The sequence below is a fragment of the Allobaileyella intestinalis genome (assembly GCF_009695865.1).
GTDB classification, from domain to species: Bacteria; Bacillota; Clostridia; order Peptostreptococcales; family Anaerovoracaceae; genus Allobaileyella; species Allobaileyella intestinalis.
In genome coordinates, this window is sequence record NZ_VUNB01000016.1 from 1 (window position 1) to 1,099 (window position 1,099).

At 34.2% G+C, this 1,099-nt stretch carries 2 protein-coding genes; one reads left to right on the forward strand and one right to left on the reverse strand.

Annotation, left to right across the window (positions count from 1 at the left end):
• The coding region (locus tag FYJ66_RS09110; RefSeq protein ID WP_154573183.1) for a transposase at positions 1–862 on the forward strand (862 nt) is incomplete at its 5' end.
• A 51-nt stretch (positions 863–913) separates the two neighbouring features.
• On the opposite strand, the gene FYJ66_RS09215 is transcribed toward FYJ66_RS09110, so the two are convergent.
• Positions 914–1,099, reverse strand: a 186-nt coding sequence (locus FYJ66_RS09215; RefSeq protein WP_338071217.1) for a hypothetical protein, incomplete at its 5' end; no start/stop codon positions are given.

A 1,099-nucleotide genomic window follows, 5' to 3' on the forward strand; every position in this document is an offset into this window, starting at 1 on the left:
TGAAAAAAAAAAAAGTACTATAGATCCAGAAAGTGGCTGCTTCCATAAAGGCGAAAAGGAGAAATGTTTTGCGTACTCGCATCAAACTTTCTGCGATAAGAATTCGTTCGTACTGGCAGTTACAACAGTTCCTGGAAATGTACATGATAGTGTTAGTTTTTTTGATGCCTATGAAGAATTGATCAATGGAAAATACGGATACCTGATTAAGAATGTTTCGTTAGATGCCGGATACATGACACCCGCAATATGCAGAGCTATTGTACAGAATGATCAGATTCCTTATATGCCATATAAAAGACCAATGACCAAAAAAGGCTTCTTTAAAAAATACGAATATGTCTATGATGAAGAATACGACTGTTATCTATGTCCAAATGATAAGATCCTAATGTATACAACTACTACAAGAAATGGATACAGACAATATAAATCTGATCCAAAAGACTGCAAGGATTGTCCTCTTAGAAACAAATGTACAAAGAGTAAGAACATGACAAAAGTTATCGAACGACACCTATGGGAAGAGTTTAGAGAATATGCCGATGAGATCCGTCATACTATGGAGTGGAAAGAAATTTATCCACAGAGAAAAGAAACCATTGAACGAGTATTTGCGGACTGTAAAGAAAACAATGGACTACGTTTCACAAGGTTAAAAGGCTTGAAGAAAAACCAACAGAATGCTTGGTTGATTTTTGCGTGCCATAATCTGAAGAAAATGTCCCTTTGGAGAGGAAAATATAGAAGAAAACCATCAAAAAATTCAATATATCCTTCAAAATATATAAAAAAAAGACAATTTCATTTCGAAAATTGCCTATATACAATAAAAAGCCTATGTCCTTACGAAAAGGTATAGGCTTTTGTCAACAATCTGAAAGGCCTAATTCATGTGAATTAGACCTTTTTTCTATTTATCACGAACGAAACACTCTAATACTTTATAGCCTTTACGCTCTAAATCTGCTTGTAAATCATCTGGTTCAATAGTATCACAACGATTAACCAGATTGGCAATTCCATCCTCAAAAGAATACACGCCAATATGATTGATATTCACTTTATTTTCACCAAAAATTTCCGCCAACTTACCAAC